We start from the raw sequence: 25,167 nt of genomic DNA, 5'->3' as shown, positions 1-25,167 counted from the left end.
GCCCATGAGCATCACCACTCCCTACCGAGCGATCTTCTGCGACCTGCTCAGCGACCGCACCATCGACATCCTGCCCCTGCGCGACGTCACCGTCGACGACTACATCGGCAAGGCCGGCTCGCTCTCCGGCACCATCCCCGTGCCGGACACGGCGATGGCCGCCCGGGTCCGCCGTATCGAGGAGGGCCGCACCTCGGTCTACCTCCAGCGCGGCAACGACCTGTGGTGGGGCGGCATCGTCTGGACGGCCACCCTGCAGAGCGACGACCAGGGCGTGCTCTCCCTCGGCATCCAGGCGGCCACCTTCGAGTCCTACGCCGGCCGCCGCCGTATCCGCGACGACCTCAACTTCCAGAACACCGACCAGCTGGTGGTGGCGCGCAAACTCTGGGAGCACCTGCAGACCGGCAAGTTCGACGACGAGACCGGGACCACGGTCCCCGGCGGGAACATCGGCGTCAGCTACGGCTACGAGACCTCCGATCCCCCGCAGCCCCGCTCGGTCGCCTACCGCGACGGCGACGAGACCGTCTACCTGGAGGCACTGGACGCGCTCGCCGCCCAGGAGAACGGCTTCGAGCACCACATCGGCGTCTACCGCGACCCGGTCAGCGGCGCACGCGTGCGCCGGCTGCGCCTGGGCAGCCCGAAGATCGGCATCGGCAGCACCGACCTGGTGATGGACCGTCCCGGCTCGGTCCTGTCGTACTCCTTCCCGCGCGACGCCACCCGCGGCGGCACCACCGCCCGGGCCCGCGGCGCCACCGACAACACCAGCCAGGCCGTCGAGTCCCGCCCGCTGTACGCCGACGCGGACATCGCGGTCGGCCGGACCCTGATCGCCGCCGGCTACCCGCGGATCGACCTGACCTCCGACCACAACGACGTGGCCAGCACCACCGTCCTGAAGTCGCTGGCCAACGCGGAACTCGCCGAGGGCGCCGGGGCCGTGGTGATCCCCGAGATCAGCGTCCGCCTGGACGACCTGGTGCCGCCCGCGCTGCTCGGCCGCACGGTCCGGCTGCGCGTCACCGACGAGTGGTGGACCGAGGGCCTCGACGCCCGCTACCGGATCATCGGCGTCAAGGTCAGCCCGGCGCAGCGCGGCCGCCCCGACACCGCCGAGCTCTACCTGGAGGAGGCCTGATGCCCCAGCTCCCCGAAGACATCATCGACCGGCTGACCCAGATGGAACGCCGGATCCAGCAACTGTCCACCGCCGTCAACTCCCGCCCCGCGCTCAACACGATCACCGGCGGCGAGGTGAAGATCAGCGACGGCACCCTGAAGGTCACCGACGGCGGCACCTTCCTGGTGCAGCGGCCCAACAGCGACGACCCGATGTTCCGGGTCGGCTCCTGGAAGGACGCGGAATACGGCCTGGAGATCCACCGCCAGACCGGCAGCCTCGCCATGACCCTGTTCAACGGCGACGGCACCGCCGGCTCGCTCCAGCCGCTGCGGATCTACGACAACGGCAACCGGGAGATCTTCTCCGACGACGTCAACAGCGGCGGTGTGGCCCGCCCGTGGCTGGCCATGCTGCCCCCGCAGGACACGACGCAGACACGCTGGCCGCAGACCGCCGCGACGGCCTGGACGACGATCGCGCTCTCGTACAACCCGATCTGGCAGCCCAAGATGCGGCTCCGGCTGAGCACCGGGGTCAGCTCCGGCGGGTCCGGCCAGGTCCGGGTGCTGGTCAGCGGCGCCCAATGGGGTCCCACGGTCACCGCCGGCAGCGAGTTCGACTACACCGACGCGGTCGCCGCCGACTTCGCCACGGTCTTCGCCCCCTCCGCCAACGCCGTCAAGGTCGAGATCCAGGCCATCGCCACGGCCGGCACCGTCTACGCGACCCCGGTCCTCATGTACGGCCGCCAGAGCTGAAAGGCAGGACCCATGGACATCGACCCCACCCAGCCCTGGGGCATCACGATCGACTACGCCGGCCGGGCCACCCTCGTGGAGGACGGCCACACGATCCACGTCAACGTCACCGACAGCAGCCTCAGTTCCGTCATCGAGCCGGACTCGATCACCGGCCGCTACGCGTCCGTCACCGTCACCGCCCAGTTCAGCGAGACCGGTGACAACGCCACCGTGCTCCGCGGCTACGGCCGGATCACCATCGACCCCGCCGAAACGGCGCCGGTCACCCCCGACCAGACGGCCGTCCAGCGGGCGGTCGCCGCGGCGCTCGCCGACTTCCGGGAGAACACGGCCGCGTACACCGCGCTGTGCGCGACGTGGACGACGGATCCCGAGCCGGAGCCCGACCCCGAGCCGGAGCCTGATCCGGAGCCCGAAACAGAGACCGACTCCGAAGCAGAGACCGACTCCGAGCCCGGCTCCGGCCTCTGAAAACCCGCCCCGCGCCGCCCCCGCCGGCCGGGGTTCTCTCATGCCCGAAAACTCCCCAGGGAGGCACCACCCATGGCGAACCCCCTCTCCGCCGACGCCCTCGTCGCGGCCCTCAGATCCGAGGGCGTCACCGTCGTCGAGCACTCCGGCTGGCGTACCCACAACCGCAACAGCAAGGGCAGCTGGGGCCCGGTGAACGGCGTGATCATCCACCACACCGTCACCTCCGGCACCAGCAACTCCGTGAGCATCTGCTTCAACGGCTACTCGGCCCTGCCCGGCCCCCTCTGCCACGGCGTGATCGCCAAGGACGGCACGGTCCACCTCGTCGGCAACGGCCGCGCCAACCACGCCGGCAGCGGCGACGGCGACGTCCTGCGCGCCGTCGTCGCCGAGAGCACGACCCTGCCGGCGCCGAACCAGAACGACACCGACGGCAACGTCCACTTCTACGGCTTCGAGTGCGTCAACCTCGGCGACGGCAAGGACCCGTGGCCCGACGTCCAGCTGGAGGCCATGGTTCGCGCCTCCGCCGCGCTGTGCCGGGCCCACGGCTGGAGCGCGCACTCCGTGATCGGCCACAAGGAGTGGACGAACACCAAGATCGACCCGCGTGGCTTCGCCATGGCGGACTTCCGCGACCGGGTCGCCGCCCGGCTCGGCGCCGGGCCCACCGGGCCGAGCACGACGAAGCCGGCGGCCTACCAGCCCTTCCCGGGTACCGAGTGGTTCCACAAGAACCCGAAGTCGGCGATCGTCACCGCGATGGGCAAGCGCCTGGTCGCCGTCGGCTGCTCGGCGTACGCCTCCGGCCCCGGCCCGCAGTGGACCGAGGCCGACCGGCTCTCCTACGCCAAGTGGCAGCGCAAGCTCGGCTACACCGGCGCCGCCGCCGACGGCTGGCCCGGCGCCAAGTCCTGGGCGGCGCTGCGGGTCCCCCACATCTGAGAGCGAGGTCAGCACATGTCAGAGGCCGCCAAGCGGACCCTCCGCACCGTTCTCCAGACCGCTGTCGGCCTGTGCGTCCTGCTGCCGACCGTCGTCGGCGCCGCCGGCATCCCCGACACCCTCCCCTGGATCGCCGGCGCCCTGGCCGTCGCCGCCGCCGTGACCAGGACCATGGCCCTGCCCGCCGTCCAGGCCCTGCTGCCCGGATGGCTGCGCACGGACTCCCCGCCGAACGGGGACGCCGCACTGCTGTCGCTGGCCGAGGCACGCGAGGAACGGAGGGATGCGTGAACGAACCCCACCCGTTCTCCGACCCCACCTCCGTCGCCGTGGAACTGGAGCGGCTGCGCGGCACCGTCGAGGCCGGGTTCGCCCGGGTCGACGGCTCGCTCGCGCTGCTCGTGCAGCGCAGCGACCAGACCGACAAGCAGCTCGCCGACCATGAGCAGCGCCTCGACGCGCTGGAGCGCTCGCGCTGGCCGGTGGCCAGCATCGGCGCACTGGCCGCCGTCGCCACGGTGGCCGTGACGGTCTGGGAGCTGACCGCACGCTAGGCACGAACGCAGGAACCCAGGAACCCAGGAACGCCGAAGGGCGGTCACCCCGTACGAAACGGGGTGACCGCCCTTCTACTCGTTCTTACTGGTTGTACGGACCGTAGTCGTAGTCCTCCAGCGGGACGGCCTGGCCGGAGCCCGTGCCGAACGGCGAGTAGTCGATGTCGTCGTAGCCGACGGCCGAGTACATCGCGGCCTTCGCCTCCTCGGTCGGCTCCACCCGGATGTTGCGGTAGCGGGACAGACCCGTACCGGCCGGGATGAGCTTACCGATGATGACGTTCTCCTTGAGGCCGATGAGGCTGTCGGACTTGGCGTTGATCGCCGCGTCCGTCAGAACTCGGGTCGTCTCCTGGAAGGAGGCGGCCGACAGCCAGGACTCCGTCGCCAGCGAGGCCTTGGTGATACCCATCAACTGCGGACGACCGGAGGCCGGGTGACCGCCCTCCTGGACCACACGACGGTTCTCGGTCTCGAACTTCGAGCGCTCGACCAGCTCACCGGGCAGCAGCTCGGCGTCGCCGGACTCGATGATCGTCACCCGGCGCAGCATCTGCCGGATGATGATCTCGATGTGCTTGTCGTGGATCGACACACCCTGCGAGTTGTACACCTTCTGGACCTCGCCGACCAGGTGGACCTGGACGGCACGCTGGCCCAGGATGCGCAGCACGTCGTGCGGGTTCTGGGTACCCACGGTGAGCTGCTCGCCCACCTCCACGTGCTCGCCCTCGCCGACCTTCAGACGGGCACGCTTCGAGATCGGGTACGCCGTCTCGTCGCTGCCGTCGTCCGGGGTGATGACGATCTTCTTGGTCTTCTCGGTCTCCTCGATGCGCACCCGGCCGGAGGCCTCGGCGATCGGGGCGACACCCTTCGGGGTACGGGCCTCGAAGAGCTCGACGACACGCGGCAGACCCTGGGTGATGTCGTCACCGGCCACACCACCGGTGTGGAAGGTACGCATCGTCAGCTGGGTGCCGGGCTCACCGATGGACTGGGCGGCGATGATGCCGACCGCCTCACCGATGTCGACCAGCTTGCCGGTGGCCAGCGAGCGGCCGTAGCACATGGCGCAGGTGCCGACGGCGGACTCGCAGGTCAGGACCGAGCGGGTCTTGACCTCCTCGACGCCGGCGCCGACCAGCACGTCGATCAGGACGTCACCGAGGTCGACGCCCGCCGGGGCGAGCACCTTGCCGTCCACGACGATGTCCTCGGCGAGGCAGCGCGCGTACACGGACGTCTCGGCGTTGCCCGCCTTGCGCAGCACACCGGTCTCGTCGCGCTCGGCGATGGCCAGCTTGAGGCCGCGCTCGGTGCCGCAGTCCTCCTCGCGGATGATGACGTCCTGCGAGACGTCCACCAGACGACGGGTGAGGTAACCCGAGTCGGCGGTACGCAGGGCGGTGTCCGCCAGACCCTTACGGGCACCGTGCGTGGAGATGAAGTACTCCAGCACGGACAGGCCCTCACGGAAGGACGCCTTGATCGGACGCGGGATGGTCTCGTTCTTCGCGTTCGACACCAGACCACGCATACCGGCGATCTGCCGCATCTGCATCATGTTTCCTCGGGCACCCGAGTCAACCATCATGAAGATGGGGTTCGTCTTGGGGAAGTTCTCGTTCATCGCCTCGGCGACCTCGTTGGTCGCCTTGGTCCAGATCGCGATGAGCTCCTGAGTGCGCTCTTCCTTGGTGATCAGACCGCGCTCGTACTGCTTCTGGACCTTCTCGTCCTGCGCCTCGTACCCGCGGACGATCTCCTTCTTCGCCTCGGGAACGACGACGTCGGAGATGGCGACGGTGACACCGGAACGGGTGGCCCAGTAGAAGCCGGACGCCTTCAGGTTGTCGAGCGTCGCCGCCACGATGACCTTGGGGTAACGCTCGGCGAGGTCGTTGACGATCTCGGAGAGCTGCTTCTTGCCCACCGAGTAGTCGACGAACGGGTAGTCCTCGGGCAGCAGCTCGTTGAAGAGCGCGCGGCCCAGCGTGGTGCGCAGACGGAACGAGTCCCCCTGCTGCCACTCGGGCTCGCCCTCCTCCTGCACCGGCGGGGTCCAGCCGCGCGGCGGGATGGTGCCCACCGGGAAGCGGATGTCGATCGCCGACTGCAGGGCCAGCTCACCGGCGTCGAACGCCATGATCGCCTCGGCCGTGGAGCCGAAGGACCGGCCCTCGCCCTTGGTGTCACGCAGTTCGCCGTCGGTGGTGAGGAAGAACAGACCGAGGACCATGTCCTGGGTCGGCATCGTCACCGGACGGCCGTCGGCGGGCTTGAGGATGTTGTTCGAGGACAGCATCAGGATGCGGGCCTCGGCCTGCGCCTCCGCGGACAGCGGCAGGTGCACGGCCATCTGGTCACCGTCGAAGTCCGCGTTGAACGCGGTGCAGACGAGCGGGTGGATCTGGATGGCCTTGCCCTCGACCAGCTGCGGCTCGAAGGCCTGGATGCCGAGGCGGTGCAGGGTGGGCGCACGGTTCAGCAGCACCGGGTGCTCGGCGATGACCTCTTCGAGGACGTCGTACACGACGGTGCGGCCGCGCTCCACCATGCGCTTGGCGCTCTTGATGTTCTGCGCGTGGTTGAGGTCCACGAGCCGCTTCATCACGAACGGCTTGAAGAGCTCCAGCGCCATCGCCTTCGGCAGACCGCACTGGTGCAGCTTCAGCTGCGGACCGACGACGATCACGGAACGCGCCGAGTAGTCGACACGCTTGCCGAGCAGGTTCTGACGGAAACGGCCCTGCTTGCCCTTCAGCATGTCGCTGAGGGACTTCAGCGGGCGGTTGCCCGGACCGGTGACCGGACGGCCGCGACGGCCGTTGTCGAACAGCGCGTCCACGGCCTCCTGGAGCATGCGCTTCTCGTTGTTCACGATGATCTCGGGCGCGCCGAGGTCGAGAAGCCGCTTCAGACGGTTGTTGCGGTTGATCACACGGCGGTACAGGTCGTTCAGGTCGGAGGTCGCGAAGCGGCCACCGTCCAGCTGCACCATCGGACGCAGGTCCGGCGGGATGACCGGCACGCAGTCCAGCACCATGCCCTTGGGGCTGTTGCTGGTCTGCAGGAACGCGGAGACGACCTTCAGGCGCTTGAGCGCACGGGTCTTCTTCTGGCCCTTGCCGGTACGGATGATCTCGCGGAGACGCTCGGCCTCCTCGTCGAGGTCGAAGGACTCCAGGCGCTTCTGCAGCGCCGCGGCACCCATCGAACCGTCGAAGTACGTGCCGAAGCGGTCGCGCAGCTCGCGGTAGAGCAGCTCGTCGCCCTCGAGGTCCTGGACCTTGAGGTTCTTGAAGCGGGTCCACACCTCGTCGAGCCGGTCGATCTCGCGCTGGGCACGGTCGCGCAGCTGCTTCATCTCGCGCTCGGCGCCTTCGCGCACCTTGCGGCGCACATCGGCCTTGGCACCCTCGGCCTCGAGCTCGGCCAGGTCGGTCTCGAGCTTCTTGGCGCGGCCCTCGAGGTCGGCGTCGCGACGGTTCTCGATCTGCTGCCGCTCGACGGAGACGTGCGCCTCCAGGGAGGGCAGGTCACGCGTGCGGCGCTCCTCGTCGACGTACGTGATCATGTACGCCGCGAAGTAGATGACCTTCTCGAGGTCCTTGGGAGCCAGGTCCAGCAGGTAGCCCAGCCGGCTCGGGACACCCTTGAAGTACCAGATGTGCGTGACGGGTGCGGCCAGTTCGATGTGGCCCATCCGCTCACGGCGCACCTTGGCGCGGGTGACCTCGACGCCACAGCGCTCACAGATGATGCCCTTGAAGCGGACGCGCTTGTACTTGCCGCAGTAGCACTCCCAGTCCCGGGTCGGACCGAAGATCTTCTCGCAGAAGAGTCCGTCCTTTTCGGGCTTGAGGGTGCGGTAGTTGATGGTCTCGGGCTTCTTGACCTCGCCGTGGCTCCACTGACGGATGTCGTCAGCGGTGGCCAGACCGATCCGGAGCTCGTCGAAGAAGTTGACGTCGAGCACTATGCGTCAATCCCTCTCAGGGTTGTAAGTCATGGGGTCTGATACGGGGGTCCTGGGGCCGGAGGCCTTCATGGCGAAGGCCTCCGGACTCCCGTCAGACCTCTTCGACGCTGCTCGGCTCGCGCCGGGACAGGTCGATGCCAAGCTCCTCCGCAGCGCGGAAGACGTCCTCGTCGGTGTCGCGCATCTCGATGGACATGCCGTCCGAGGACAGCACCTCCACGTTGAGGCACAGGGACTGCATCTCCTTGATGAGCACCTTGAAGGACTCGGGGATGCCGGGCTCGGGGATGTTCTCGCCCTTGACGATGGCCTCGTAGACCTTCACGCGGCCGGTGACGTCGTCGGACTTGATGGTCAGCAGCTCCTGGAGGGCGTAGGCGGCGCCGTACGCCTCCAGCGCCCACACCTCCATCTCGCCGAACCGCTGGCCACCGAACTGGGCCTTACCACCCAGCGGCTGCTGGGTGATCATCGAGTACGGGCCGGTCGACCGGGCGTGCAGCTTGTCGTCGACCAGGTGGTGCAGCTTCAGGATGTACATGTAGCCGACCGAGATCGGGTCCGGGAACGGCTCACCGCTACGGCCGTCGAACAGCCGCGCCTTGCCGGACGGGAGCACCATGCGCTCGCCGTCGCGGTTCGGGATGGTGTGCTGGAGCAGACCCGCGAGCTCGTCCTCACGCGCACCGTCGAAGACCGGGGTCGCGACGTTGGTGCCCGGGGCGACCGCGTCGGCGCCGATGACCTGCAGTCGCTGCGCCCACTCGTCGGCGAGACCGGAGACGTCCCAGCCGCGGCTGGCGAGCCAGCCGAGGTGGATCTCCAGGACCTGTCCCGGGTTCATTCGGGACGGCACACCGAGCGGGTTGAGGATGATGTCGACCGGGGTCCCGTCCTCGAGGAACGGCATGTCCTCGATGGGCAGGATCTTGGAGATGACGCCCTTGTTGCCGTGGCGGCCGGCGAGCTTGTCACCGTCGGTGATCTTGCGCTTCTGCGCAACATACACACGGACCAGCTGGTTGACGCCGGGCGGCAGTTCGTCGCCCTCCTCGCGGTCGAAGACGCGCACACCGATGACCTTGCCGGTCTCGCCGTGCGGCACCTTCAGCGAGGTGTCACGGACCTCACGGGCCTTCTCACCGAAGATCGCGCGCAGCAGGCGCTCCTCCGGCGTCAGCTCGGTCTCACCCTTGGGCGTGACCTTGCCGACGAGGATGTCACCGGCGATGACCTCGGCGCCGATACGGATGATGCCGCGCTCGTCGAGGTCGGCGAGGACCTCCTCGGAGACGTTCGGGATGTCCCGGGTGATCTCCTCGGGGCCGAGCTTGGTGTCACGGGCGTCGACCTCGTGCTCCTCGATGTGGATCGAGGAGAGGACGTCGTCCTGCACGAGGCGCTGCGACAGGATGATCGCGTCCTCGTAGTTGTGACCCTCCCACGGCATGAACGCCACGAGCAGGTTCTTACCGAGGGCCATCTCGCCGTTCTCGGTGGCCGGACCGTCGGCGAGGACCTGGCCCTCGATGATCCGGTCGCCCTCGTTGACGATGACCTTCTGGTTGACCGAGGTGCCCTGGTTGGAGCGGGCGAACTTGGCCAGCCGGTAGGTGATGTACGTGCCGTCGTCGTTGGCGGTGGTGATGTAGTCGGCCGAGACCTCCTGGACCACACCCGCCTTCTCCGCCTTGACCACGTCGCCGGCGTCGACGGCGGAGCGGTACTCCATGCCGGTGCCGACGAGCGGGGACTCGCTCTTGATGAGCGGCACGGCCTGGCGCATCATGTTCGCGCCCATGAGGGCACGGTTGGCGTCGTCGTGCTCGAGGAACGGGATCATGGCGGTCGCGACCGACACCATCTGGCGCGGCGAGACGTCCATGTAGTCCACGTCGTCACCGGGGACGTAGTCGACCTCGCCGCCACGGCGGCGGACCAGGACGCGGTTCTCGGTGAAGCGCAGGTCGTCGTCGAGCGTGGCGTTGGCCTGCGCGATGACGAAGCGGTCCTCTTCGTCGGCCGTCAGGTAGTCGACCTCGTCGGTGACGACGCCGTCGACGACCTTGCGGTACGGCGTCTCCACGAAGCCGAACGCGTTGACACGGCCGTAGGAGGCGAGCGAGCCGATCAGACCGATGTTCGGGCCTTCGGGCGTCTCGATCGGGCACATGCGGCCGTAGTGCGAGGGGTGCACGTCACGGACCTCGAAGCCGGCCCGCTCACGGGAGAGACCACCCGGACCGAGAGCCGACAGACGGCGCTTGTGGGTGAGACCCGACAGCGGGTTGTTCTGGTCCATGAACTGCGACAGCTGGCTGGTGCCGAAGAACTCCTTGATGGAGGCGACGACCGGCCGGATGTTGATCAGCGTCTGCGGCGTGATCGCCTCGACGTCCTGGGTCGTCATGCGCTCACGCACGACGCGCTCCATACGAGCCAGACCGGTGCGGACCTGGTTCTGGATGAGCTCGCCGACGCTGCGCAGACGACGGTTGCCGAAGTGGTCGATGTCGTCGGTCTCGACGACGATCGTGTCACCGCTGTCGCCGACCGTCTCGGTCTCGCCGGCGTGCAGCTTCACCAGGTACTTGATCGTCGCGATGATGTCCTCGACGGTCAGGATGCCCGCGTCCAGCGGCGCGTCCGCGGCCAGCTTCTTGTTGACCTTGTAGCGGCCGACCTTGGCGAGGTCGTAGCGCTTGGGGTTGAAGTAGAGGTTCTCGAGCAGCGTCTGCGCGGCCTCACGCGTCGGGGGCTCGCCCGGACGGAGCTTGCGGTAGATGTCGAGCAGCGCGTCGTCCTGGCCCTGGGTGTGGTCCTTCTCCAGGGTGGCGCGCATGGACTCGTACTCGCCGAACTCCTCGAGGATCTGCTCGGTGGTCCAGCCGAGCGCCTTCAGGAGGACGGTCACCGACTGCTTGCGCTTGCGGTCGATGCGGACGCCGACCATGTCGCGCTTGTCGATCTCCATCTCCAGCCAGGCACCCCGGGACGGGATGATCTTGGCGGAGAAGATGTCCTTGTCGGACGTCTTGTCGATCGAGGAGTCGAAGTAGACACCCGGCGAACGGACCAGCTGCGACACCACGACACGCTCGGTGCCGTTGATGACGAACGTGCCCTTGTTGGTCATGAGCGGGAAGTCGCCCATGAAGACCGTCTGGGACTTGATCTCGCCGGTCTCGTTGTTGGTGAACTCGGCCGTCACGAAGAGCGGAGCCGCGTACGTGAAGTCGCGCTCCTTGCACTCGTCGATGCTGTTCTTCGGCGGCTCGAAACGGTGGTCGCGGAAGGTCAGCGACATCGACCCGGAGAAGTCCTCGATCGGGGAGATCTCCTCGAAGATCTCCTCGAGGCCGGACTTGGTGGGGACGTCCTGACCGTTGTCCAGAGCCTCCTCGACCCGACTCTGCCAGGCGGTGTTGCCGAGCAGCCAGTCGAAGCTCTCGGTCTGCAGCGCGAGCAGGTTGGGAACCTCGAGAGGCTCCTTGATCTTTGCAAAGGAGATGCGCAGCGGGGCGGTGCTGGCGCCGTTGTTCGTATTCGCGGTCGAGGCGTTGCGCGAGGCGGCCAAGAGGGGGTCCTTCCGAGGGCTCGGACTCACTACGCGCGTACCGGCCCCTCTCCCGGACACAGAGACAGAAACCCCAGCTCAGGGCGGTTTCGGTCGTCGGTGGTCGAGGGAGGGCAGACCCCTGGTGACGGACAGGGGACAGCTAACAGGCAGCGCAAAGGGTCAGTGTAGCCACTCGGCACACTGATGTCCAGTCCCGTCTTTCAGGGACCCTCGTTGTCCTCAACGCCTGCGCCACATGCCTGCCTTCAACGCGTTGATACTGCCCTCTTCGCCGTCGATCCATGCCTCGGATTCGGATCCTTGTGACGACGCGTCCTGAGAATTGCGCGCTGCGTGCGGTTCGTCAAGGCCCCCTACGTAAGCCCGGGCCGCGGGAGGCGCGACGAAGATCACCATACCCCTCGCGATCGAGGCTGCAAGGCAACCGTGGCCGCCTCCCAGGAACGCCGAAGAGCGACCACCCAGATGGATGATCGCTCTTACGCGCTACGGCGTTACAGGCCCTGTGGACCTGTGCGGTGTTACTTGACCTCGACGGAGGCGCCGGCGCCCTTGAGGGACTCGGCGGCCTTCTCCGCGGCCTCCTTGGCGACCTTCTCGAGAACGGGCTTCGGAGCGCCGTCCACGAGGTCCTTGGCCTCCTTCAGGCCCAGCGAGGTCAGCTCACGCACGACCTTGATGACCTGGATCTTCTTGTCGCCGGCGCCGGTGAGGATGACGTCGAACTCGTCCTGCTCCTCAGCGGCCTCGGCCGGGGCGGCCGGACCGGTGGGGCCGGCGACGGCGACCGCGGCGGCGGCGGTGACGTCGAACTTCTCCTCGAACGCCTTCACGAACTCGGAGAGCTGGATGAGGGTCATCGTCTCGAACTCGGCGAGCAGTTCTTCCTGGGTGAGAGCCACGACGGCTTCCCTTTCACTAATTTCGGCTGGTGCCGGGATGTACATGTCTGGCGGGCGTACGTTCGGCCCGCTACGACCACTGCCTGTGACGGGCTGCCTCAGGCGGCGGTCATTTCGCGAGCCGAATTACTCGGCACCGCCCTGCTCGTCCTGCTTGGCACGAAGCGCGTCCACGGTGCGGACGAGCTTCGACGGGAGCGCCTGGAAGACCTGAGCAGCCTGAGTCTGCTTGCCCTTGAAGGCGCCCGCCAGCTTGGCGAGCAGAACCTCGCGGGACTCGAGGTCCGCGAGCTTCTTGATCTCGTCGGCGGACAGCGCCTTGCCGTCAAGGACACCGCCCTTGATGACGAGGTTCGGGTTGTCCTTGGCGAAGTCACGAAGACCCTTCGCCGACTCCACCGGGTCACCGGTGACGAAGGCGACCGCCGTCGGACCGTTGAACAGGTCGTCGAGCGTCGTGATCCCGGCCTCGTTGGCCGCAATCTTGGTCAGCGTGTTCTTCACCACGGCGTACTGGGCGTTCTCACCGAGCGAACGACGCAGCGTCTTGAGCTGCGCCACGGTGAGACCCCGGTACTCGGTCAGCACGGCAGCGTTCGAGCTACGGAACTGCTCCGTGAGCTCGGCCACCGCGGCAGCCTTGTCGGGCCTTGCCATAGAGCGTCGGCCTCCTTCCGGGTGATGAGGACCGCTCGGAAGGGGCCGGGACAAACGAAACGCCCCGGCGCAGGCGCACGGGGCGTAGCTCGACCGAACGGGATCCATGTGCGGATTCCGCGGATTCCGGTCCGGGAGCACTTCCACAGTCACCTGCGCGGGTCGTCCGCGTATCAGCGGATCCTTCGGCCACCGCACCTTCTGACGAACGCGCGGCAACGACCAGCGGTCTTTGGCTTCTGTAGGAGAGTACGGGAACGGGTCGGCGTCAGGCAAATCCGCCCGGAGCGGCTCAGCCGGAGGTCGTCGACCCGAGGCCTTCGAGGTCCAGGTCCTCCAGCTCGGCCAGCTCGTCGTCCAGCCCGGGGTCGCCGGTGCTGCCGTCCTCGGTGAAGCCGCTCTCCGCGAGCTCCTTGAACATGTCGGCCATGTCGAAGGTCTCGGCGGCGGGAGGCACCTCGACCTGGGCCTTCGTGCCGTAGTCGGAGAAGGTCATGCTCATCTCGACGTCACCCTCGGGGGTGTCCATGCCGACGTCCATGCGCACCGGGAGGTCGTTCTCGTCGACCCAGACCTCGGTGTCGTAGTCGGTGATGCCGGCCTTCTCGATGTTCTTGAGGGCCCTGGCGCGCTCCTTGGGCCCGAGCACGTCCAGGGAGTTGCCGGACTCCAGCAGCTCCTTCACCGTGAGCGTGCCCTTGTAGTGCTCGGCCCGGACGCCGTCGACCCTCTCGCTGCCGACGTGCTTCAGGTTCGGCGAGTCGAGCAGCATGGCGAGCTGCTCCGTCGGGTCCTGGTTCAGGTTCTCCAGGCCGGAGGACATCTGCTTCTTGAGCTCCGCGTCGCCGCCGGCCTCCGCCAGGGCCGCGAAGTCCATCTTCATCCAGCGCTTGCCGTCCATCTCGGCGGGTGCGGACTCCCCCATGTCCATGTACATCACGTTGTCCCGGACGATCATCCGGACGCGCTCAGGGGCGTCCGGGTCCGCCTCGAGGACGGAGCCCGTCATGGTGAGGTCCATGACGGCCGGGTCCCAGCCCATGATCCCGGTCATCTTCATGTCGCCGCCGCCGTCCTCGAGGGCGGCCGGCACCGACATGGTCATGGTGACCCGGGCGGACTTGGCCTCGGTCGTCTTCTCGAAGGAGGCCGTGAGGACCTGGGCGGCGGACCGCTGCACACCGCCGGCCCCGCCCTGCCCCCCGCTTCCGCAGGCGACGGCACCGGTCAGCAGCAGCACCGTGGTCGCGGCCGCGGCGGTCTTGTGCGGTCTGTTCATATGTCCCCCCAGGACGTCGTGACGCGCGTTCCCCCCGCGTCCCTTACCTGTGGCCGACCATATCCTGAGCCGCTCTTTGCCGTCCTGCGGGTTTCGGACCGTCCCGGACTGTCCGTCAGCCCGCCGACTGCTGCTGCACCAGCTCCGAGAAGTCCGCGGTGTCGCTCGCGGGCGGCTCCTCGACCGAGACATGGGTGCCGTAGTCGCTGTAGTAGGCGGTCTGGTTGTAGGCGCCCGACGAGGTCTCGCCCTTCTCGATCTTCTTGACCAGCAGGTCCTGGTCGTCGACCCAGATGTCCACGGTCTCGGTGGTGACGCCGCCCTGCTCCAGCGTCTTCTTCAGTTCGTCGAGCTGGCTGCGGCTCAGGTTGGAGTTCTTCTCGGCGAGGTCGGCCACGTCGACCGTCCCCGAGTAGTGGGTGGTCTGCCGGCCCCGCACCGTCTCCTCGCCGACCTTGTGCACGTCCCCGGAGGCCAGCAGGAGCTTCACCGACTGGTTGGGTGTGGTGTTCTGCATCTGGTCCTTGAGATACGCGCCGGACCCGCCGCCGAGGGTCTCCAGGTCGTCGTAGTCGTACTTGATCCAGTGCTTCCCGCCGGACTGCTCGGCGAAGGTGTCACCCATCCGGGCGTAGTAGGCGTCGGGCAGATAGCGGGCCTGCATCGACGTGGTGCCCAGCTGGCGCATGGTGTCGGCCATGGTGCCGCCGGTGTAGGTGACGGTGAGGTTGCCGGTCAGGCCGTCGCCCCAGGCGAGGGCCCCGTCGGCGGTCATCGACATCAGCGAGCCCATGCTGGTGGTCGACTCGACCTTCGCGGAGTCCGCGCCGTCGGTCGACTTCTCGGCACTCCGCAGGGCGGCGATGGGATCGAACCGCACCGCCCCGTCGCCCGAGGCCTTCGAACCTCCGGAGCCACCGGAGCCCCCGGAGTCGTCCGAGCCGCCCGAACTGCAGGCCGTCGCACCCGCCACCAGGCTCATCGCCGCGATGGACAGACCTGCCGTCCGCACGATCCTGCGCTTCATTCGCCCCACCCCCATGAGAATCCCGTGACTGCACGGTAACCCACCGCACTGACAACCGGGTTCACAGTCGTTCGAAAAGTGCTCTACGACCAAAAGGGACGAGCCCCGCACCTCGAAAGGTTGCAGGGCTCGTCACCGACTGGGGTGAGCTGTGGGGCTCAGACCGCGGCCGGGTCCTCCTCGACGAGGAGGTTGCGGGTGCGGTTCGGGTCGATCTGGATGCCGGGGCCGATCGTGGTGCTGATCGCGGCCTTCTTGATGTAGCGACCCTTGGCGGCGGACGGCTTCAGACGGAGGATCTCCTCCAGGGCCGCGCCGTAGTTCTCCACCAGCTTGTCGTCCTCGAAGGACGTCTTGCCGATGATGAAGTGCAGGTTCGAGTGCTTGTCGACGCGGAACTCGATCTTGCCGCCCTTGATCTCGGTCACAGCCTTGGCGGTGTCCGGGGTGACGGTGCCGGTCTTCGGGTTCGGCATCAGGCCACGGGGACCGAGCACACGGCCGAGGCGGCCGACCTTGCCCATGAGGTCCGGGGTGGCGACGACGGCGTCGAAGTCCAGACGGCCCTTCGCGACCTCGTCGATCAGTTCGTCGGAGCCGACGATGTCGGCGCCCGCGGCCTCCGCGGCCGCAGCACGGTCACCGGTCGCGAAGACCAGGACCCGGGCGGTCTTGCCGGTGCCGTGCGGCAGGTTCACGGTGCCACGGACCATCTGGTCGGCCTTGCGCGGGTCGACACCCAGGCGGAAGGCGACCTCGACGGTGCCGTCGAACTTGCTCGTGGAGGTCTCCTTGGCGAGACGGACGGCCTCGAGCGGGGCGTAGAGCTTCTCCCGGTCGACCTTGGCGTCCGCAGCGCGGAGAGACTTGCTGCGCTTGCTCACTACTGCTCCTGGTGATTCTGAGGAGTCGTGGTACGGGCCGAGCAGGCCCTTCCACACTTCTTGTTCGGAACGGGGGGTGGAGGTCAGCCCTCGACCGTGATGCCCATGGAACGGGCGGTGCCGGCGATGATCTTCGACGCGGCGTCCAGGTCGTTGGCGTTGAGGTCGGGCAGCTTGGTCGTGGCGATCTCGCGGACCTGCGCCTCGGTGATCTTGGCGACCTTGGTCTTGTGCGGCTCGCCGGAGCCCTTCTCGACACCCGCGGCCTTGAGGATCATCTTCGCGGCCGGCGGCGTCTTGGTCACGAAGGTGAAGGAACGGTCCTCGTAGACCGTGATCTCCACCGGGATGACCCAGCCACGCTGCGACTCGGTCGCGGCGTTGTAGGCCTTGCAGAACTCCATGATGTTGACGCCGTGCTGGCCGAGCGCGGGGCCGACCGGCGGGGCCGGGTTCGCCGCGCCGGCGTTGATCTGGAGCTTGATGAGCCCCGTGACCTTCTTCTTCTTGGGAGGCATTTCGGGTCCTCTCCCGTTTCTTGTCGATTTCCGAGTGCCCGAAGGCAACCGCACAACCCTAACGGGTAGGGCCGCGCGGCTAAAAACCGAGCAGGTCAGACAGGCTGCGTGAGCCCGTCTGACCTGGCCGGTGGCTCTGTGTCGCCGAAGGCGTCAGTTCTTCTGGATCTGGTCGAAGGAGAGCTCGACCGGAGTCTCGCGGCCGAAGATCTCGACGAGGCCCTTGACCTTCTTCGAGTCGGCGTTGATCTCGTTGATCGTGGCCTGCAGCGTGGCGAACGGACCGTCGGTGACGGTGACCGAGTCGCCGACCTCGAAGTCCAGCACCTGGACCTCGACCTTGCGCTGCGGAGCGGGCTTGCCCTCGGCCTCGGCGGCCTCGCGGGCCGCCTTCTCCTCGGCCTCCGGGGCGAGCATCTTGACGATCTCGTCCAGGGTCAGCGGGTAGGGGTCGTAGGCGTTGCCCACGAAGCCGGTGACGCCGGGGGTGTTGCGGACGACGCCCCAGGACTCGTTCGTCAGGTCCATGCGGACCAGGACGTACCCGGGAAGCTTGTTCTGGCGGATCGTCTTGCGGTCGCCGTTCTTGATCTGGACGACCTCTTCCTGCGGCACCTCGGCCTGGAAGATGTAGTCCTCGACGTTCAGCGAGACGGCGCGCTGCTCCAGGTTGGTCTTCACGCGGTTCTCGTAGCCGGCGTAGGTGTGGATCACGTACCACTCGCCGGGGAGGGTGCGCAGTTCCTCGCGCAGTGCGGCGACGGGGTCGACGGGCTCGGCTGGCTCTTCTTCCTCGGCCTCGAGCTCGTCCTCGGCGTCCTCGACGCCTTCGGAGTCGTCCTCGTCCTCGTCCTCGACGTGGAGCGCGGCTTCCTCGGCGGGCTCGCCCGCCTCGGCATCGGCAGCCTCGAACTCGTCCAGGTCCTCGTCAGCGCCCTCGACGATGTCGAGCTCGTCGTCCACCTCGTCGGGCTCGATGGCGTCGTTCAGGTTCTGGTCAGACACGGTGGCTGCTTCTTCCTGGATACATAGGGGTGGAACATGCGAAAGGGGCGCCGGATACCTCGGCGCCCTTCGCTCTCGGCTCAGCCAAAAACGTACTTGGCGGCGTGGCTGAGTCCATAGTCAATCACGGTCACCAGGCCGATCATGATGACGACGAAGACGATCACCACGGTCGTGTACGTCGTCAGCTGGCCGCGTGTGGGCCAGACGACCTTGCGGAGCTCCGCGACAATCTGACGATAGAAGAGCGCGAGGCGCTTCAGCGGGCCCTTCTTGGCACGCTTGCCGCCCTTTCGGTTCTTCTTCTGCGCCTCAGGCAGTTCGTCCTGGGCATCAGGCGTATCGATGGAGCCCACGGCGTCCGCCATTCGTCCTCACCTGTTCCCGGGTCGTGGCCGTGCCGCGCCCGGTCTGAGCCGCACGGCGGTGCATTGCTGTATCTACATACGCTGCGCACACATCCTGGCGAAGGTGTGTGTAGCAGGGCCGGAGGGACTTGAACCCCCAACCGCTGGTTTTGGAGACCAGTGCTCTACCAATTGAGCTACGACCCTTTGTGTGTCCCCAACGTACCGCATCCGACCGGATGCTTGGTGTGCACCGGTTGTGGCACGGCTGTCGAAGGCCAACGACGTGTGAGTGTACGTGGTCTTGAGCGCTCCGTCGAACGCAAAGCGTTCCTGGCCGGATTCATTCTGATGTGCAGTCGGCTGCCCCTCCGGTGCCCAGTCCGTGAAACCCGTGTGCCGCGCCGGTTTCCGGTCTGAAAACATGGGTCGTATGAGCGCTGCAACCCCACCCACCGAGCGCCGGGTCTCCGCCCGAGTCGGCGCGATCTCCGAGTCCGCCACCCTCGCCGTGGACGCCAAGGCCAAGGCCCTGAAGGCCGCCGGGCGTCCGGTGATCGGCTTCGGCGCCGGTGAGCCCGACTTCCCGACCCCGGACTACGTCGTCGAGGCGGCCGTCGCGGCCGCCCAGGAGCCCAAGTACCACCGCTACACGCCGGCCGGCGGTCTGCCCGAGCTGAAGGCCGCGATCGCCGCGAAGACCCTGCGCGACTCCGGCTACGAGGTCGACGTCTCGCAGATCCTGGTCACCAACGGGGGGAAGCAGGCGATCTACAACGCGTTCGCCGCGATCCTCGATCCGGGCGACGAGGTCATCGTCCCGGCGCCGTACTGGACGACGTACCCGGAGTCGATCCGTCTCGCCGGCGGTGTCCCGGTGGAGGTCGTGGCCGACGAGACGACCGGCTACCGGGTCTCGGTCGAGCAGCTGGAGGCGGCGCGCACCGAGAACACGAAGGTCGTGCTCTTCGTCTCCCCCTCCAACCCGACCGGCGCGGTCTACAGCGCCGAGGAGGCCGAGGCGATCGGCCGCTGGGCCGTCGAGCACGGTCTGTGGGTCCTGACGGACGAGATCTACGAGCACCTGGTCTACGGCGACGCGAAGTTCACCTCGCTGCCGGGGATCCTGCCCGAGCTGCGCGACAAGTGCATCGTGGTCAACGGCGTCGCGAAGACGTACGCGATGACCGGCTGGCGGGTCGGCTGGATCGTCGGCCCCAAGGACGTCGTCAAGGCCGCCACCAACCTGCAGTCGCACGCCACCTCGAACGTCTCCAACGTGGCCCAGGTCGCCGCGCTGGCCGCCGTCTCCGGTGACCTGTCCGCCGTCGACCGGATGCGTGAGGCCTTCGACCGGCGCCGCAAGACGATCGTGCGGATGCTGAACGAGATCGACGGCGTCCTCTGCCCGGAGCCCGAGGGCGCGTTCTACGCGTACCCGTCGGTGAAGGGTCTGCTCGGCAAGGAGATCCGCGGCAAGCGCCCGCAGACCTCCACCGAGCTCGCCGAGCTGATCCTGGACGAGGCCGAGGTCGCGGTCGTCCCGGGCGAGGCCTTCGGCACGCCGGGCTATCTGCGGCTGTCCTACGCGCTGGGCGACGAGGACCTCGTCGAGGGCGTGAGCCGCATCCAGAAGCTGCTGGCGGAGGCCACGGACTGACCCTCCGCCCCTCCACGCGCGCGTACGGGCCGTCTCCCTTCGGGGAGGCGGCCCGTTTTCGTCCCGGGGGCCCGATTCTTCGTGCGAGCAAGACCACGTTCGGGGAATCCGCTACCCGGACGACATCGGCGTACGGCAGGATCGCTGAATGGAGCATGTACGTGATGTCTCTGAGCTGCCGAAAGCCCATCTGCACCTGCACTTCACAGGGTCGATGCGGCCAGGGACCGTGCTGGAGCTGGCCGACAAGTACGGGGTGCGCCTCCCCGAGGCCCTGACCGACGCGCTGACCAGCGGCGAGCCGCCGAGACTGCGGGCCACGGACGAGCGGGGCTGGTTCCGCTTCCAGCGCCTGTACGACGCGGCGCGGTCCTGTCTGAGGCAGCCCGAGGACATACAACGCCTGGTGCGGGAGGCCGCGGAGGAGGATCTCCGGGACGGCTCGGGGTGGCTGGAGATCCAGGTCGACCCGACGTCCTACGCACCCAGGCTGGGCGGTCTGATCCCGGCGCTGGAGGTCATCCTGGACGCCGTCGAGACCGCCTCGCGCGATACGGGGCTCGGGATGCGGGTCCTGGTCGCCGCCAACCGGATGAAGCACCCGTTGGACGCCCGCACGCTGGCCCGGCTCGCGGTGCGGTACGCGGACCGGGGCGTGGTCGGTTTCGGGCTGTCGAACGACGAACGCCGGGGTATGGCCCGGGACTTCGACCGGGCCTTCGCCATCGCCCGGGAGGGCGGGCTGCTGTCCGCGCCGCACGGCGGTGAACTGACGGGCCCGTCGTCCGTAAGGGACTGTCTGGACGACCTCCACGCCACCCGGGTCGGTCACGGCGTCCGGGCGGCGGAGGACCCGCGGCTGCTGAGGAGGCTCGCCGAGCGGGGCATCACGTGCGAGGTGTGCCCGGCGTCGAACGTGGCGCTCGGGGTGTACGAGAAGCCCGAGGACGTGCCCCTGCGGACCCTGTTCGAGGCGGGCGTACCGCTGGCGCTCGGCGCCGACGACCCACTCCTGTTCGGCTCGCGGCTGGCCGCCCAGTACGAGATCGCCCGGCAGCACCACGGCTTCACGGACACCGAGCTCGCGGAACTGGCCCGGCAGTCCGTGCGGGGTTCGGCCGCACCGGAGGGCATGAAGGCGAAGCTGCTGGCGGGGGTGGACGACTGGCTGGCCTCCTGAGCGGGGCCGTCCTCAGAGCTCGACGCCGACCATCACCGGCTCGTTGACGAGGGTGATCCCGAAGGCCTCCCTGACCCCGGCCACGACCTCACGGGCCAGCGCCAGCAGGTCTTCGGTGGTGGCCGTGCCGCGGTTGGTGAGGGCGAGGGTGTGCTTGGTGGAGATCCGGGCGGGCCCGCTGCCGTAGCCCTTGGCGAAGCCGGCCTTGTCGATCAGCCAGGCCGCTGAGGTCTTGGTGTGACCGGGCCCGGCGGGGTACGCCGGCGGCTGCGCCCCGTCCCCCAGCCGCTCCCTCACGCGCGCGTGGAAGGCGGCGAAGCCGGCGTCGGTGAGGATCGGGTTGGTGAAGAACGACCCGGCGGACCAGGTGTCGTGGTCCTCGGGGTCGAGCACCATGCCCTTCCCGGCCCGCAGCTCGAGCACGGTCTGCCGGGCCTCGGCGAGGGGCACCCGGTCCCCGGGCTGCACGCCCAGGGCGCGCGCGGTCTCGGCGTACCGGATCGGCGCCGACAGCCCGCCCGCGTCCTCCAGCCCGAAGCGGACCCGCAGGACGACGTATCGCTCGGGGTCGGCCTTGAAGCGGCTGTGCCGGTAGGAGAAGGCGCACTCCTCGTTGGTGAGGGTGACCGTCTCGCCGGCGTGGCGGTCGTAGGCGATCACTTCGGTGATCGTGGCGGAGACCTCCTGCCCGTACGCCCCCACGTTCTGGATCGGGGTCGCGCCGGCCGATCCCGGGATCCCGGCCAGGCATTCGACGCCGGCCAGTCCGGCCTCGACGGTACGGGCGACGGCGTCCGTCCAGATCTCGCCCGCGGCCAGCTCCAGCCGGGTGCCGACGAGTTCGAAGCCGCGCGTGGCGATGCGCAGGGCGGTGCCCTCGAAGCCCTTGTCCCCGATGACGAGGTTCGACCCGCCGCCGACCACCAGCAGCGGTGTGCCCTCGGCGTCGGCCGCCCGCACGGCGTCGACCACCTCGGCGTCGGTGACCGCGGTCACCAGCCGGGCGGCGGGCCCTCCGAGCCGGAAGGTGGTCAGCGGGGCGAGCGGGGCGTCACGGTTCTCCAGCACGCCCACAGCCTACGAGACCCGGTACTGGCCGTGACCGCGCCCGCCCCTGCGGGCCTCAGGCCAGCCGCACGACCGCCCGAGACATGCCGAGCACCTTCTGCCCACCGCTGGTGACGGTCAGATCGACCCGCACGGTGTTGTCGTCGAGTTTGGCGGCCACCTTGCCGGAGACCTCGATCACAGCCCCCTGGTCGTCGTTCGGGACGACGACGGGCTTGGTGAAACGGACGCCGTAGTCGACGACCGCTCCGGGGTCCCCCGTCCAGTCGGTGACGACCCTGATCGCCTCGGCCATGGTGAACATGCCGTGCGCGATGACGTCCGGCAGACCCACCTCCTTGGCGAACTTCTCGTTCCAGTGGATGGGGTTGAAGTCCCCCGAGGCACCCGCGTACTGGACGAGTGCGGCCCGGTTCACCGGGAAGGCCCGCGCCGGCAGTTCGGTGCCGACCTCGACGTCGTCGTAAGCGATCTGCGCCGCCATCAGGCCTCGCCCTCCTCGGGGTCCGCCGCGCGCGCGACGAGCTTGGTCCAGGCGGTCACGACGTGCTCGCCGGCCTCGTCGTGGACCTCGCCTCGGATGTCCAGGATGTCGTTGCCCGCAATCGACTTGACCGCCTCGATGGTCGAGGTCACCGCGAGCCGGTCGCCGGCGCGCACCGGGCGCTTGTAGGCGAACTTCTGGTCGCCGTGCACCACCCGGCTGTAGTCGAGGCCCAGCAGCGGGTCCTGGACGACCTGTCCCGCCGCCTTGAAGGTGATCGAGAACACGAAGGTCGGCGGGGCGATCACATCGGCGTACCCGAGCGCCTTGGCGGCCTCGGGGTCGGTGTACACCGGATTGGTGTCTCCGACGGCCTCCGCGAACTCGCGGATCTTCTCCCGGCCGACCTCATAGGGATCGGTGGGCGGGTAGGTCCGCCCCACGAAGGACTGGTCGAGCGCCATGGGCTCGGTACCTCCTGGTTGTCTACTGGCCGGTCACTGCTCATTCAACGACGCGAGGCCGCCCCCGATCACTCGGGGACGGCCTCGCATACGAGCCTGATTTATCGCGTTTCGCGGTGCGCGGTGTGCGCGTTGCAACGCGGGCAGTGCTTCTTCATCTCCATTCGATCCGGGTTGTTACGCCGGTTCTTCTTGGTGATGTAGTTCCGCTCCTTGCACTCCACGCAGGCCAGCGTGATCTTCGGGCGGACGTCGGTGGCAGCCACGTGAGTGCTCCTTGACGAACGGATGGGATTGGTTCAACGCAAGAAAGAGTAGCCGATCGAAGGACCGACCCCGCAATCGGCTACTGTCAGTAGCGGTGACCGGACTTGAACCGGTGACACAGCGATTATGAGCCGCTTGCTCTACCGACTGAGCTACACCGCTTTGATGTGATCCGTTCCCGCCTCGCGACGGGAACCTCTCACACCAGAGCCCCAATACGGAATCGAACCGTAGACCTTCTCCTTACCATGGAGACGCTCTGCCGACTGAGCTATTGGGGCGAGCGAGGAAGACATTACACGGTCCGCAGCGGTTCGCCCAAATCCGTTTCGCGGGCCTCGCGGGGGCCGTCGTCACCGCCCCCGCGCACCCTTCCCGGCAGCCGTTTCCGCCGCGCCCCACAGCCCCCACCAGCCCCTCCATCCACTCCCCCACCCACTCCCCACCCCACTCCCCACCCCCGCCACCACGCCGGTACGACTATTCGGCTCCTCCTCGCCGACGCCGGACCGCCGCCCTACGCTCGACTCACTCTGCGTGATCTTGCGTCCCCTGCGCGGTCCCCGGGGTCTCCCCCGCGCAGTCCCGAGCCCCTGGAGTGCGATGCCCGACAGCAGGCCCCAGCCGCCCCCCTCCTCGTCCGGCACCCCGGGCGGTGCGGCCGACCCTGCCGCCTTGCTGCTGTGCGGGGCGCGACTGGCGGACGGCCGGACGGTGGACGTACGGCTGGGCCGCGGGCGGATCGAGGCGGTCGGCACGGCCGGCAGCCTGGCGGCCGGCCCGCCCCGCGCCGCCGGGCCCGCCCGCGTCGACCTCGGCGGCTACCTCCTCCTCCCGGCCCCCGCCGAACCGCACTCCCACGCCGACACCGCGCTGACCGCCGACACCGACGGCCCCGCCTCCCACACCCCCGAGGACGTCCAGCGCCGCGCCACCGAGGCCGCGCTGCTCCAGCTCGGGCACGGCGCGACCGCCCTACGGGCACACGTGCGCGTGGGCGACGTCCAGGGCCTGGGCGCGCTGGCCGCCGTGCTCCAGGTCCGGCGTACGCTGCGCGGCCTCGCCGAACTGACGACGGTGGCGACGCCCCGCGTGCTCACCGGGGTGGCCGGCGCGGACGGCCTCGCGATGCTGCGGGACGCGATGAAGATGGGCGCGACGGCGGTGGGCGGCTGCCCCGACCTCGACCCCGACCCGACCGGCTATGTCGAGACGGTCCTCGGCGTCGCCTCCGAACACGGCTGCCCCGTCGACCTGCACACCGACGCCGCCGACCCGGCCCGGCTGGCCCGGCTCGCCGCCATGGCCGGCGGTCTGCGCCCCGGCGTCACCCTCAGCCCGTGCGGCGGCCTCGGCAGCCTCCCCGCCGAGACCGCCGGCCGCACCGCCGACCAACTGGCCGCCGCCGGCGTGACGGTGGTCTGCCTCCCGCAGGGCGGCTGCGGCGTGGCGGAACACCGCGGCCCGGCGCCCGTACGGCTGCTGCGCGCGGCCGGCGTACGCGTGGCGGCCGGCAGCGGGGCGCTGCGCGACGTGTCCAACCCCGTCGGCCGCGGCGATCCGCTGGAGGCGGCCTACCTCCTCGCCTCCCGTCACGGACTGCGCCCCGAGGACGCCTACGACGCCGTGAGCGCCTCCGCGCGCGCGGCCCTGGGCCTGCCCGAGATCCGCGTCGAGGCCGGCTTCCCGGCCGACCTGCTGGCGGTCCGCGGCGACCGGCTGGCGGGCGTGCTCTCCCTGGCCTACAGCCGCATCGTGATCCACCGCGGCCGGGTCGTGGCCCGCACCAGCGCGGTACGCGAGTACCGCAACTCGGCGGCGACCGCGGAACCGGGGCTTCCGAGGCAGGGACGGGGGCAGTTGTCCTAGGTGTTCTGTCCCGGGAGGTTGTGGACAGGTGAGGCAGATCTCGGCTGAGGGATCTTGAAATAGGTGAGGGCCTTCTGGCCTGGTGTGGATTGCGACATCTGCACCAGCAACAGAAAGGCCCT

Annotated in this window: 23 protein-coding genes and 3 tRNA genes; 9 read left to right on the top strand and 17 right to left on the bottom strand. The window is 68.7% G+C overall.

The annotated features are described in order from the left end of the window. The first annotated feature begins 4 nt into the window (after positions 1-4). The 6 genes from ABT057_RS33110 to ABT057_RS33085 all read left to right on the top strand — a co-directional run bounded on the left by ABT057_RS33110 (position 5) and on the right by ABT057_RS33085 (position 3,866). Positions 5-1,147, top strand: a complete 1,143-nt coding sequence (locus tag ABT057_RS33110) for a hypothetical protein (protein WP_352347345.1) — start codon at positions 5-7, stop codon at positions 1,145-1,147. Next, the gene (locus ABT057_RS33105) at positions 1,147-1,890 is read left to right on the top strand and encodes a hypothetical protein (RefSeq protein ID WP_352347344.1); all 744 of its coding nucleotides are present in this window, start codon (positions 1,147-1,149) and stop codon (positions 1,888-1,890) included. The genes ABT057_RS33110 and ABT057_RS33105 overlap by 1 nt, the downstream gene beginning before the upstream one ends. Positions 1,891-1,902: 12 nt before the next feature. Beyond that, a complete protein-coding gene (locus ABT057_RS33100; protein WP_352347343.1) occupies positions 1,903-2,364 on the top strand; it encodes an ATP-binding protein in 462 nt (153 codons plus the stop codon). Between the two features lie 72 nt (positions 2,365-2,436). Then, positions 2,437-3,312, top strand: coding sequence for a peptidoglycan-binding protein (locus ABT057_RS33095; protein WP_352347342.1), 876 nt, complete (start codon positions 2,437-2,439; stop codon positions 3,310-3,312). Between the two features lie 15 nt (positions 3,313-3,327). Continuing rightward, positions 3,328-3,603 carry a hypothetical protein gene (locus tag ABT057_RS33090; protein WP_352347341.1) on the top strand — a complete coding sequence of 92 codons (276 nt, stop codon included), beginning with the start codon at positions 3,328-3,330 and terminating at the stop codon, positions 3,601-3,603. Next, on the top strand, positions 3,600-3,866 hold the full coding sequence (locus ABT057_RS33085; protein WP_352347340.1) for a hypothetical protein: 267 nt from the start codon (positions 3,600-3,602) through the stop codon (positions 3,864-3,866). The genes ABT057_RS33090 and ABT057_RS33085 overlap by 4 nt, the downstream gene beginning before the upstream one ends. An 85-nt stretch (positions 3,867-3,951) precedes the next feature. On the opposite strand, the gene ABT057_RS33080 is transcribed toward ABT057_RS33085, so the two are convergent. From ABT057_RS33080 to ABT057_RS33030, 11 genes are all read right to left on the bottom strand, one after another. Beyond that, a complete protein-coding gene (locus tag ABT057_RS33080; protein WP_352347339.1) occupies positions 3,952-7,851 on the bottom strand; it encodes a DNA-directed RNA polymerase subunit beta' in 3,900 nt (1,299 codons plus the stop codon). A 94-nt stretch (positions 7,852-7,945) separates the two neighbouring features. Beyond that, positions 7,946-11,431, bottom strand: coding sequence for a DNA-directed RNA polymerase subunit beta (gene rpoB / locus ABT057_RS33075; protein ID WP_352347338.1), 3,486 nt, complete (start codon positions 11,429-11,431; stop codon positions 7,946-7,948). A 524-nt stretch (positions 11,432-11,955) separates the two neighbouring features. Further along, entirely contained in the window at positions 11,956-12,381 is a 426-nt protein-coding gene (gene rplL, locus ABT057_RS33070; protein WP_352347337.1) for a 50S ribosomal protein L7/L12, read from the bottom strand. An 81-nt stretch (positions 12,382-12,462) separates the two neighbouring features. After that, positions 12,463-12,993: a 50S ribosomal protein L10 gene (rplJ, locus tag ABT057_RS33065; protein WP_266521127.1), complete on the bottom strand. Its 531-nt coding sequence runs from the start codon at positions 12,991-12,993 to the stop codon at positions 12,463-12,465. Positions 12,994-13,285: 292 nt separating this feature from the next. Then, the gene (locus ABT057_RS33060; protein WP_352347336.1) at positions 13,286-14,272 is read right to left on the bottom strand and encodes an SCO4651 family lipoprotein; all 987 of its coding nucleotides are present in this window, start codon (positions 14,270-14,272) and stop codon (positions 13,286-13,288) included. Between the two features lie 115 nt (positions 14,273-14,387). Then, the gene (locus ABT057_RS33055) at positions 14,388-15,299 is read right to left on the bottom strand and encodes an SCO4651 family lipoprotein (protein ID WP_352347335.1); all 912 of its coding nucleotides are present in this window, start codon (positions 15,297-15,299) and stop codon (positions 14,388-14,390) included. A gap of 158 nt (positions 15,300-15,457) precedes the next feature. Continuing rightward, positions 15,458-16,183, bottom strand: a complete 726-nt coding sequence (gene rplA, locus ABT057_RS33050) for a 50S ribosomal protein L1 (RefSeq protein WP_352347334.1) — start codon at positions 16,181-16,183, stop codon at positions 15,458-15,460. Positions 16,184-16,266: 83 nt separating this feature from the next. Beyond that, the gene (rplK, locus tag ABT057_RS33045; protein WP_005481290.1) at positions 16,267-16,701 is read right to left on the bottom strand and encodes a 50S ribosomal protein L11; all 435 of its coding nucleotides are present in this window, start codon (positions 16,699-16,701) and stop codon (positions 16,267-16,269) included. A 153-nt stretch (positions 16,702-16,854) separates the two neighbouring features. Further along, positions 16,855-17,706, bottom strand: a complete 852-nt coding sequence (nusG, locus tag ABT057_RS33040) for a transcription termination/antitermination protein NusG (RefSeq protein WP_352347333.1) — start codon at positions 17,704-17,706, stop codon at positions 16,855-16,857. Between the two features lie 80 nt (positions 17,707-17,786). Beyond that, positions 17,787-18,074, bottom strand: a complete 288-nt coding sequence (gene secE, locus ABT057_RS33035; RefSeq protein WP_352347332.1) for a preprotein translocase subunit SecE — start codon at positions 18,072-18,074, stop codon at positions 17,787-17,789. A 113-nt stretch (positions 18,075-18,187) separates the two neighbouring features. Then, positions 18,188-18,260 (bottom strand) — tRNA-Trp (locus ABT057_RS33030). A 226-nt stretch (positions 18,261-18,486) separates the two neighbouring features. On the opposite strand from ABT057_RS33030, the gene ABT057_RS33025 reads away from it, so the two are divergent. Beyond that, positions 18,487-19,713: a pyridoxal phosphate-dependent aminotransferase gene (locus tag ABT057_RS33025; RefSeq protein ID WP_352347331.1), complete on the top strand. Its 1,227-nt coding sequence runs from the start codon at positions 18,487-18,489 to the stop codon at positions 19,711-19,713. Between the two features lie 148 nt (positions 19,714-19,861). Then, positions 19,862-20,893 (top strand): adenosine deaminase, encoded by a 1,032-nt coding sequence (locus ABT057_RS33020; protein ID WP_352347330.1) that lies wholly within the window; start codon positions 19,862-19,864, stop codon positions 20,891-20,893. A gap of 12 nt (positions 20,894-20,905) precedes the next feature. Here ABT057_RS33020 and ABT057_RS33015 read toward each other — a convergent pair whose 3' ends face one another. The 6 genes from ABT057_RS33015 to ABT057_RS32990 form a co-directional block, all read right to left on the bottom strand. Further along, on the bottom strand, positions 20,906-21,961 hold the full coding sequence (locus ABT057_RS33015) for a UDP-N-acetylmuramate dehydrogenase (RefSeq protein WP_352347329.1): 1,056 nt from the start codon (positions 21,959-21,961) through the stop codon (positions 20,906-20,908). Between the two features lie 55 nt (positions 21,962-22,016). Beyond that, positions 22,017-22,445, bottom strand: coding sequence for a MaoC family dehydratase (locus ABT057_RS33010; RefSeq protein ID WP_352347328.1), 429 nt, complete (start codon positions 22,443-22,445; stop codon positions 22,017-22,019). Continuing rightward, positions 22,445-22,909 carry an FAS1-like dehydratase domain-containing protein gene (locus ABT057_RS33005; protein ID WP_352347327.1) on the bottom strand — a complete coding sequence of 155 codons (465 nt, stop codon included), beginning with the start codon at positions 22,907-22,909 and terminating at the stop codon, positions 22,445-22,447. Before ABT057_RS33005 ends, ABT057_RS33010 begins: the two co-directional genes overlap by 1 nt. 101 nt (positions 22,910-23,010) lie before the next feature. After that, a complete protein-coding gene (gene rpmG / locus ABT057_RS33000) occupies positions 23,011-23,175 on the bottom strand; it encodes a 50S ribosomal protein L33 (RefSeq protein WP_018834916.1) in 165 nt (54 codons plus the stop codon). Between the two features lie 90 nt (positions 23,176-23,265). After that, positions 23,266-23,338: transfer RNA gene (locus ABT057_RS32995), tRNA-Met, on the bottom strand. Between the two features lie 46 nt (positions 23,339-23,384). After that, positions 23,385-23,457, bottom strand: a tRNA-Thr gene (locus tag ABT057_RS32990). Positions 23,458-23,779: 322 nt separating this feature from the next. On the opposite strand from ABT057_RS32990, the gene ABT057_RS32985 reads away from it, so the two are divergent. Continuing rightward, a complete protein-coding gene (locus tag ABT057_RS32985) occupies positions 23,780-25,045 on the top strand; it encodes an amidohydrolase family protein (protein ID WP_352347326.1) in 1,266 nt (421 codons plus the stop codon). Positions 25,046-25,167 lie beyond the last annotated feature (122 nt).

The organism is Streptomyces sp. NPDC002588, from assembly GCF_040295925.1.
Lineage (GTDB): Bacteria > Actinomycetota > Actinomycetes > Streptomycetales > Streptomycetaceae > Streptomyces.
The sequence above is the reverse complement of the archived record's forward strand: the minus strand, read 5'-3'. Positions and strand labels throughout refer to the sequence as shown.

Coding starts and splice junctions, on each gene's coding strand:
- ABT057_RS33060 (WP_352347336.1), bottom strand. CDS start 14,272: ATGAACAGACCGCACAAGACCGCCGCGGCCGCGACCACGGTGCTGCTG.
- rplJ (WP_266521127.1), bottom strand. CDS start 12,993: ATGGCAAGGCCCGACAAGGCTGCCGCGGTGGCCGAGCTCACGGAGCAG.
- secE (WP_352347332.1), bottom strand. CDS start 18,074: ATGGCGGACGCCGTGGGCTCCATCGATACGCCTGATGCCCAGGACGAA.
- rplK (WP_005481290.1), bottom strand. CDS start 16,701: ATGCCTCCCAAGAAGAAGAAGGTCACGGGGCTCATCAAGCTCCAGATC.
- ABT057_RS33025 (WP_352347331.1), top strand. CDS start 18,487: ATGAGCGCTGCAACCCCACCCACCGAGCGCCGGGTCTCCGCCCGAGTC.
- ABT057_RS33090 (WP_352347341.1), top strand. CDS start 3,328: ATGTCAGAGGCCGCCAAGCGGACCCTCCGCACCGTTCTCCAGACCGCT.
- ABT057_RS33055 (WP_352347335.1), bottom strand. CDS start 15,299: ATGAAGCGCAGGATCGTGCGGACGGCAGGTCTGTCCATCGCGGCGATG.
- ABT057_RS32985 (WP_352347326.1), top strand. CDS start 23,780: ATGCCCGACAGCAGGCCCCAGCCGCCCCCCTCCTCGTCCGGCACCCCG.
- ABT057_RS33100 (WP_352347343.1), top strand. CDS start 1,903: ATGGACATCGACCCCACCCAGCCCTGGGGCATCACGATCGACTACGCC.
- ABT057_RS33110 (WP_352347345.1), top strand. CDS start 5: ATGAGCATCACCACTCCCTACCGAGCGATCTTCTGCGACCTGCTCAGC.
- ABT057_RS33095 (WP_352347342.1), top strand. CDS start 2,437: ATGGCGAACCCCCTCTCCGCCGACGCCCTCGTCGCGGCCCTCAGATCC.
- ABT057_RS33010 (WP_352347328.1), bottom strand. CDS start 22,445: ATGGCGGCGCAGATCGCTTACGACGACGTCGAGGTCGGCACCGAACTG.
- ABT057_RS33105 (WP_352347344.1), top strand. CDS start 1,147: ATGCCCCAGCTCCCCGAAGACATCATCGACCGGCTGACCCAGATGGAA.
- rplL (WP_352347337.1), bottom strand. CDS start 12,381: ATGTACATCCCGGCACCAGCCGAAATTAGTGAAAGGGAAGCCGTCGTG.
- ABT057_RS33020 (WP_352347330.1), top strand. CDS start 19,862: ATGGAGCATGTACGTGATGTCTCTGAGCTGCCGAAAGCCCATCTGCAC.
- ABT057_RS33005 (WP_352347327.1), bottom strand. CDS start 22,909: ATGGCGCTCGACCAGTCCTTCGTGGGGCGGACCTACCCGCCCACCGAT.